The organism is Roseiarcus sp. (assembly GCF_052145395.1).
Taxonomy (GTDB): domain Bacteria; phylum Pseudomonadota; class Alphaproteobacteria; order Rhizobiales; family Beijerinckiaceae; genus Roseiarcus.
In genome coordinates this window covers 1-8,329 of sequence record NZ_JBKQOT010000495.1, presented here as the reverse complement: position 1 = coordinate 8,329, position 8,329 = coordinate 1, and the positions used below count along the sequence as shown (strand labels likewise).

Here is an 8,329-nt window from a genome sequence, read left to right as displayed (position 1 = left end):
TCTGATCCGACAATCGGCGTGAAATCGTTATCACATCAGACCGAAGGACATCATACATGGTCCTCCGAGGAGATTGCCCAGTTTGAGGCCCGTCATCCGATAGGAACGAAGGCCAGACTCGCGATGGCCCTAATGCTTTATACCGCCTGCAGACGAGGCGATGTGATAAGGCTCGGCCCTCAACATATACAAGACGGCCGTCTCAATTATCGGCAAATGAAAACTGCTAAACGAAAGCCTAATGATTTGAGCATTCCCGTGCATGAAGATCTTAGAAGAATTATAGTCGAAACACCCATAAAACACATGACGTTTTTAGTAACTGAATATGGGAAACCGTTTTCGGTGGCCGGATTCGGGAATTGGTTCAGGGAGAAATGCGACGAGGCGGATCTAAAGCACTGTTCAGCCCATGGGCTCAGAAAGGCTGCTGCTGCTTATTTGGCGGAGTGTGGCGCGACCACCTTACAGATCATGGCGATCACCGGCCATAGATCGTTAGCGGAGGTGGAGCGATATACCAGAGAAGCTGGCCGCACCAAGTTGGCGGACGGAGCTATGGCCAAGTTCAAACCACGAACATAAGTGTCCCACCAAAGAGCGCGGTGGGACAAAAAGAGCAGATTTCCCTTATATTTCAATGGCCGAACGAATGGATGGCGTCCCGGAAGGGAATCGAACCCCTGACCCCAGGTTTAGGAAACCTGTGCTCTATCCTGCTGAGCTACCGGGACAGCGCCGACGCCTTGAGCGCGATCTGGACGAAAGCGCCGTGAGCGGGCAGACCGTTACCATGGATTCGCGCGCCGCGCACCGTCTTCTTCGACGCTTCAACCGTTTCGGCGCGCAGCCCGGGGCGATCGCCATGTTCTTGGCGGCTTCGCTCGCTGCCGCCGCGCCGGTGCGCGCGGCTTGCGGAACGCCCGAAGGAACCGTTCGGGTCATCGACGTCGACGAAAGGGTCGACCTCGTCCTCGCCGACGGCCGGACCGTCCGACTCGGCGGCGCAGCGCCGCCCAATCCGGCCCGATCGCCGGATCTCGCCAGCACGGCGCGGTCTTTCCTCGCCAGCCGCTTCGCCGGGCGCGACGGACTGCTCCTTCGCCTCGCCGCCGGGACGGACCGGTGGGGACGCGTCGTCGCGGACCTCACGCTTTCCGACCCCGCGGCCAGCGGCGGATCGGCCGCCTCAGCGCTCATCGGAGCCGGATTTGCGCGCGTCGCCCCGGCCTTCGAGGCGCGCAGCTGCGCCCCCGAGCGCCTTCGCCTCGAGGACGAGGCTCGTCGAGCCGGCCTCGGCGTGTGGGCAGATCCGGCTTACAGAGTCGTGGACGCAGCGGACGCGGAGGCGCTCCACCGGAGCGACGGACGCCTCGTCGTCATCGAGGGCCGGGTGCGAAGGGTTGGCTTTGGTCGCTCGCGCCTTTATCTTGACCTCGTTCCAAAGGGCGGTCCGACGATCGTCGTCCCGCGAAAGCTCGAACAGGCTTTCGCGAGAGCCGGGCATTCTTTCGAAGCCGCGGCCGGACAGACGATCCGTGTGCGGGGGGCGCTCGACAACCGTTTGGGTCCGAGACTCGAGGTCAGCGAGCCGGCGATGATCGAATTTCTGGGTCCCTCGGACGCGCTGGGAGCGGGCAAGCCTCGTTTATGATTGTTCGTAGTCTGGAGATCGGCTGGCCCTTGGCAAGGACAGGCGCATGGCGGCGCGGTTTGACGCTCGCGGCCGCAGTTTTGGGCCTTGGCCTCGCCGGGTGCGCCTCCGTCGAAGCGCCGCCCGCACCCGCGAAAATGGAGACGGCTCCGCCGGAGCAGCGCCCGGCCGTCGCGCCCGTCAGCCCGGAGCGGAAGCGCCTGATTGACGCGTTCGGCGGCGAGTACCGGGCGCCCTCGGCCGAGACGCTTTTGAACGGCGTGCTCGCAAAGCTCGCTGACGCGTCGGACGCGTCCAGCCAGCCTTATCGCGTCACGCTGCTCGATTCGCCGGTCGTCAACGCCTTCGCGCTACCCTCAGGCGACATTTTCATGACCCGTGGCCTGCTCGCGCTTGCTGACGACACGTCCGAGATCGCCGCCGTCATGGCTCACGAGATCGCGCATGTCACTGCGCGCCACGCGGCGCAACGGGCCGAGTTCGCGAAGACTGCGGCGCTTTTCGCTAGGGTCAACGCGCAGGTGCTCGACCGTTCCCAGAACTCGGAGGAGGTCGAGGCCCGGTCGAGGCTGTCGATCGCCAGCTTCTCGCGCGAGCAGGAATTCCAGGCGGATGAAATCGGCATTAAGAACATCGCGAGGGCGGGCTACGATCCCTACGGCGCCGCGCGCTTCTTGACCGCGCTTGGCGAGTGGAGCGCATTGAGCGCCTCGGTCTCCGGCGCGCGCTCCGCCGATCGGCCGGACATGATGGCGACGCACCCCTCGACGCCGGGGCGGATCGCCCAGGCGGTAGCGGAAGCCCGCAAGGTCGGGCCGCCCGGGGAGCGGCCGGCCGGCCGGGACGCCTATCTCGGGGCCATCGACGGCTTGTTGTTCGGCGACGATCCGTCCCAGGGCGTCGTGCGCGGGACCGAATTCATCCATCCGAAACTCGGCTTCGCCTTCGAAGCGCCGTCCGGATTCACACTCGAGAACCAGTCCGCGGCGCTGATCGGCGTCGGCGAGGGCGGCGCTGAGGCGCTCCGGCTCGACAGCATTCCGATCCCGGATTCCACTCCCGTCACGAGCGCGATCGCGTCCGGCTGGATCGACGGGCTCAAGACGACCGACGTCGAGACCTTGCAGATCGGCGGTCTCGACGCCGCGACCGCGAAGGCTCAGGGCGACCAGTGGAGTTTCCGGCTGGGCGCGGTCCGGCTCAATGGCCGCCTCTATCGTCTGATCTTCGCCGCGCGCACGCTGTCGCCGGCGGTTGACGAGCGTTTCCGCGCTTCGCTCGATTCGTTCCATCTGATCAACGCGCGCGATTCGGCGCTCGCCGCGCCCCAGGCGATCAAGATCGTCGCGGCCGGCGGCGTCGACACGGCCGATACGATGGCGGCGCGGATGGCGTTCCTGCCGGAGGCGCTCGACCAGTTCCTGATCCTCAACGGCCTCGAGCGCGGCGTTCCGCTGAACGCCGGCCAGCGCTACAAGGTGGTGTCCCAATGACGGCCGAAACTCCCGAACGCGCGCGCCGCCTTTCCGGCCGCGTGGTCGCGGCGACCCACAATCCCGGCAAGCTCAGGGAGATTCGCGAGCTGCTCGCGCCCCATGGCGTCGAGGCGGTTGGCGCGGCGGAACTCGACCTCGCCGAGCCGGAGGAGACGGGCCGGACCTTCCGCGACAATGCGGCGATCAAGGCGGAGGCTGCGGCGCGGGCGTCCGGCGAGCCGGCGCTCGCCGACGATTCGGGGCTTTGCGTCGAGGCGCTCGGCGGCGCGCCGGGGATCTACTCGGCGCGCTGGGCGGGAGATTCTAGGGATTTCGCCGCCGCCATGGCCCGCATCGAGCGGGAGCTTCGGGCCGCCGGCGCGCCGCGGCCGTGGCGGGCGCATTTCGTCAGTGCGCTGGCGCTCGCGTGGCCTGACGGACGGATCCAGACGTTCGAGGGCCGGGTCGACGGCGATCTCGTCTTCCCGCCGCGGGGAACGGCCGGCTTCGGCTACGACCCGATCTTCCTGCCCGACGGCCACGACCGGACCTTTGGGGAAATGCGCGCCGAGGAGAAGCACGGCGTTCCCGCCGACGGCTCGCTCGCGCTGTCGCACCGGGCGCGGGCCTTCCAGAAGTTCGCCCGCGAATGCCTGTGAGCCGGGGTGGTGGCGCTCATCCGGCGCCGCCGGGAGGCCGTTCGGCGCCCATTCGGATGGGCTTCAACACGCGTTCGGCACGCGTTCGGGACCCGAAACGGGGCTCTTATTCACCCGTGTTTCGAGCGTTTTCAAGGGCTTGCATTGGAGTTCCGAGAAAAACGCCGCGAACCGGCATGCGAAGGCATGCGAGACGAAGGCGGCAGGACAAGAAAACGGCGGACGGCATGGCGGGCTGATTCCGAAAGACAGAATCATCTTAACAATTATGTCTATTTTTCGCAAGCAATCGCTGTCCACCCTGGCAGAGCAAAACGTATCCGGCGTCAATTGCGTTGTCCGGTCTTGTGGCGGTCCCCGCCAGCGCCATGCCCTTCGCGCCGCTCAACGACTCGGCTTCCGGTGTGACGCCCGTCGCCTACGGTTGCGGTCCCGGAATGACGCGTGGGACTCTGCGGAGGCTGCCATCCTATGGGCTATCGCGTTGCCGAGCCGCGTGTGTATGGAGCCTGCGGCGCCTACCGCTATCGCCCCTATGCGCATGCATACGCGCGTCGATACGGCCATCAATCCTACTATCGCCGCTACTGATGGCGTCGCTTCGTGTCAGGTCCATTGTGACTTCCGAATAAAAGTCCAGGTAAGCGTGCTCTCCGATGGCATGTGCATCGTCTTCGCTTATCGTCTCGGCCGCGCGCGACGTGCCGCCGATGAGCGCTAGGCTAATCCTTTGCGTAGATTTCGCCGCTTGCATCACCATGGTCTAGCCATTCATATTTGAGAACGCTCCAGGACTATCAAAAAATAAAGGTTTGATTTAACGTCCTGATGGAGGAACCTCTGAGGCAGCGTTCGAAATGAAATACGCCATTGTTGCTATGTTGCTGGCGTTTTCGATTACCGAAGCGAACGCTGTTGTTTATTGCGCGGCAGCCGTCTACCATGCGGGCTGCGTTCGACGTCCGCCCGCGAGTGCGGTCATGGTGGGCTCGAGGCCAATGGGCGCCGCCGTTGTCGGACCGCATTGCCGGATCGTGAACGGACGGCGTATCTGCCGCCAGTGAAGCAAACGGTCGGTTTCGGACTTGCCGACCACAAGGAGAGCCTTTTGGCCTTGCGCGTGCTCGTCATTCAGCGAACCATGGCGAACGCCCGACTGCGCTCGATTCCGCTTGCACGGCCGACAAGACAAGGCCCGTCTCAGGACCAAGTGATGGATCAAATCATCGACTGATATGCGCGGAGAAACGAGATGCAGAACGCCGCGAAGACAGGCCCGGAAACCGGCGCTGCGGCCACAGGCGCGGAGAAGGCGAGCCTGGAAGAACGGGCGGTCGACGAACTGAAGCACTACGCCATCATCACCCTCTATCTCTGGGTCCTGTTTCTCCTCTTCGCCACCTACAAGCACATGCTGTTGCATGAGAACGGCATCAGCGTCTGGAACGAGAGCTTCGCCATCGTCAACGCGCTGATCTTCGGCAAAGTCATTCTGATCTTTCAGGCGCTCAACCTCGGACGGCGCCTGACGGGCCTGGCCCTCGCCTGGATCGTCCTGGGGCGGTCGCTCATGTTCACCATCGTCCTCATTTTGTTCCACATCGCTGAGGAGGCGATCCGAGCCTGGTTCAAGGATCTCCCGCTAGCGACAAGCATCGAGGACTTCGGCGGGGGGACGTTGCTGGGCTTCGCGACCTATACGGCGATCTTCTTCGTCGCGCTCATTCCGTTCTTCGCCATCAGCGAGGTGGCGGAAATCATCGGAGCCGACGCCCTCTGGAATCTCATGTTCACCAGCGGCCGAAAGGCGTTCAAGCTGTTTCAGGAATGACACTTTGGTTATGTATGCTGCAGTTATCGCGATTCTGGTCGTCGGCGCCTTTGAACGAGAGAACAACCCAGGGAGGGTCATATGACCAAGTCTGACAAGCCAAACATCCTCATCATTTGGGGAGACGACATCGGGTACTGGAACATCAGCCGTTACAGCTATGGCATGATGGGCTACCAAACCCCCAACATCGACCGCCTTGCCGAGGAAGGCGCGATCTTCACCGATTGGTACGGCCAGCAGAGTTGCACGGCCGGCCGCGCATGCTTCATCACCGGCCAGAACCCGATCCGCACCGGGCTGACGAAAGTCGGGATGCCGGGCGCCACGGTCGGTCTCCACGCGGAAGACGCAACCATCGCGGAAATGCTGAAGCCGCTCGGCTATGCGACCGGTCAGTTCGGAAAGAACCATCTGGGCGACCGTGACGAATATCTGCCGACCGTGCATGGGTTCGACGAGTTCTTCGGCAACCTGTACCACCTCAACGCCGAGGAGGAGCCGGAACTGCCGGACTATCCCAAGGATCCGGAATTCAAGAAAAAGTTCGGACCGCGCGGCGTCCTGCACAGCCTGTCCGACGGAAAGGGCGGCCAGACGGTCACCGACACCGGACCGCTGACCAAGAAGCGCATGGAAACGATCGACGAGGAGATCACCGCAGGGGCGCTGGCTTGGATGGAGAAACAGGCCAAGGCGGGGCAGCCATTCTTCCTCTGGTACAATTCGACCGCCATGCATTTCCGAACCCACCTCGCCGACAAGAATCGCGGCAAGAGCGGGCAGGACGACTACAGCGACCGGATGGTCACCCACGACGAACAGGTCGGCGAACTGCTCGACAAGCTGGACGAGTTGGGCATCGCCGACAACACCATCGTCATGTATTCCACAGACAACGGCCCCGAGAACGACACCTGGCCGGATGGCGCGAACACGCCCTTCCGCGCCCAGAAGGACACGAACTGGGAGGGCGCGTGGAGGGTGCCAGCGTTCCTGCGCTGGCCCGGCAAGATCAAGGCGGGTTCGGTCTTCAACGGCATCATCTCTCACATCGACATGTTCCCGACCTTGCTGGCCGCCGCCGGCGATCCGGACGTGAAGCAGAAGCTGCTCGACGGTTGCTCGGTCGGCGCCAAGACCTTCAAGGTCCATCTGGACGGGTACAACATCCTTCCCTACGTGACCGGCGCGGTGAAGGAGAGTCCGAGAAACGCGATCATGTACTTCAGCGACGACGGCGAGGTCATGGCGGTTCGGGTCGGGGACTATAAGTTCAACCTGGCGATACAGACCGCAACGAGGATGATGGCCTGGGCGCAGCCTTTGGTGAAGTTAAGGATCCCGCTGATCTACAACCTGCGTCGCGACCCGTTCGAACGGGCGGACGTCAACTCCAACACTTACTTCGATTGGTTGGTTGATCACGTGCCCCAACTTTACCTGATGCAGGCGACGGTGGCGGCGGAGATCGAGAACTTCGTCAAGTACCCGCCGCGCCAGAAGCCGGCTTCGTTCAACCTCGACGCCGTGCTGGCGCAGGTGTCGAACCACGGCGGGCATGCCTGACGTCGACGGTCATCCGCAAGAACGGCAGCGCGTTTTGGCGCTGGCTCGCTGATTTGAACGGACGCCCTCGGTGGACCTGATCTCACCGAGGGCTGACAGACCATGGTGAACCGGCCCGTGAACCGCAGCGAGGAAGTTCGCAAATTCTACGAGAGAATGCCCTATCCGGCGCCGCTCGCCGATTTGGATGATCACCGTGACCTGTACAAGAATCCGGACCGTCGTCGAGCCGAGTTCCACCTGATATGGCCTTGGAAGCAACCCTGTGAGAACCAGGAGATCTTGATCGCAGGCTGCGGCACCTCTCAGGCCGCCAGATACGCGCTCCGCGAGCCCGCCGCCCGGATCACGGCGATCGACGTGAGCGACGCAAGCTTGCGGCACACGCGCGACCTTCAGCGGAAGTACAATCTCGAAAATCTCGAATTGCAAAAACTCCCAATCGAGCGAGTCCGGGAAATGGGTCGATCATTCGACCTGGTGGTTTGCACCGGAGTGCTGCACCACTTGCAGGATCCGGACGCCGGCCTCTGCGCCCTTCGCGAGGTTCTGCGGTCGGGCGGCGCGATGCGCCTCATGGTGTACGCGCGCTACGGCAGGGCTGGAATCTATATGATGCAGGAGTACTGCCGCCTGCTCGAAGTTGACCCTTCGGAGATGGATCTCCGAACGCTCGGCGCTGCGCTCAAAGCTCTGCCGGCGGACCACCCGATCACAGGCTTGCTGCGCCGGTCGAAGGATTTCTGGCGTCCGGAAGCGATGGCCGACGCCCTTCTTCATCCCCAGGACCGCGCTTACACCGTGCCTGAATTATATGCGTGGCTTGACCGTTGCGGCATGATCTTCGGTCGCTGGACCGAACAGGCTCCCTACCTCGCGCAATGCGGGGCCCTGGCCCGCAGCCCTCACGCTTTGCGCCTGGCGGCGCTGCCCTCGCGGCAGCAGCACGCGGCCGTCGAACTTTTCCGCGGGACCATGGTGTCGCACAGTTTCATTGCGTACCGCGATGACAGCGTCGACGAGAGCCAATCGATCACGTTTGCCGGGGATCGCTGGCGGAGCTACGTGCCTATCGCGCTCCCGTGGACTGTGTGCGTTCGGGAACGTCTGCCCCCTGGCAGCGTGGCGGTGCTGATCAACC

7 protein-coding genes and 1 tRNA gene are annotated in these 8,329 nt (G+C 63.4%); 7 read left to right on the top strand and 1 reads right to left on the bottom strand.

All coding sequences use genetic code 11. The annotated features are described in order from the left end of the window. Positions 1 to 585 (top strand): tyrosine-type recombinase/integrase (locus ACLP25_RS16890; protein ID WP_442470342.1); only part of this gene is annotated, 585 nt, incomplete at its 5' end. 72 nt (positions 586 to 657) lie between these two features. On the opposite strand, the gene ACLP25_RS16885 is transcribed toward ACLP25_RS16890, so the two are convergent. Next, a tRNA-Arg gene (locus tag ACLP25_RS16885) sits at positions 658 to 734 on the bottom strand. A 38-nt stretch (positions 735 to 772) separates the two neighbouring features. Between ACLP25_RS16885 and ACLP25_RS16880 the strand changes: the two genes are divergently transcribed. From ACLP25_RS16880 to ACLP25_RS16855, 6 genes are all read left to right on the top strand, one after another. Then, a complete protein-coding gene (locus ACLP25_RS16880) occupies positions 773 to 1,654 on the top strand; it encodes a thermonuclease family protein (protein ID WP_442470341.1) in 882 nt (293 codons plus the stop codon). Between the two features lie 59 nt (positions 1,655 to 1,713). Beyond that, positions 1,714 to 3,147: a M48 family metalloprotease gene (locus ACLP25_RS16875; RefSeq protein WP_442470340.1), complete on the top strand. Its 1,434-nt coding sequence runs from the start codon at positions 1,714 to 1,716 to the stop codon at positions 3,145 to 3,147. Then, the gene (gene rdgB, locus ACLP25_RS16870; RefSeq protein WP_442470339.1) at positions 3,144 to 3,788 is read left to right on the top strand and encodes an RdgB/HAM1 family non-canonical purine NTP pyrophosphatase; all 645 of its coding nucleotides are present in this window, start codon (positions 3,144 to 3,146) and stop codon (positions 3,786 to 3,788) included. The genes ACLP25_RS16875 and rdgB overlap by 4 nt, the downstream gene beginning before the upstream one ends. 1,252 nt (positions 3,789 to 5,040) lie before the next feature. Next, positions 5,041 to 5,619: a hypothetical protein gene (locus ACLP25_RS16865; RefSeq protein WP_442470338.1), complete on the top strand. Its 579-nt coding sequence runs from the start codon at positions 5,041 to 5,043 to the stop codon at positions 5,617 to 5,619. 81 nt (positions 5,620 to 5,700) lie between these two features. After that, complete coding sequence (locus tag ACLP25_RS16860; protein ID WP_442470337.1) at positions 5,701 to 7,188, top strand: arylsulfatase; 1,488 nt, start codon at positions 5,701 to 5,703, stop codon at positions 7,186 to 7,188. A gap of 102 nt (positions 7,189 to 7,290) precedes the next feature. Beyond that, a partial coding sequence (locus ACLP25_RS16855; protein WP_442470336.1) for a class I SAM-dependent methyltransferase occupies positions 7,291 to 8,329 on the top strand: 1,039 nt, incomplete at its 3' end.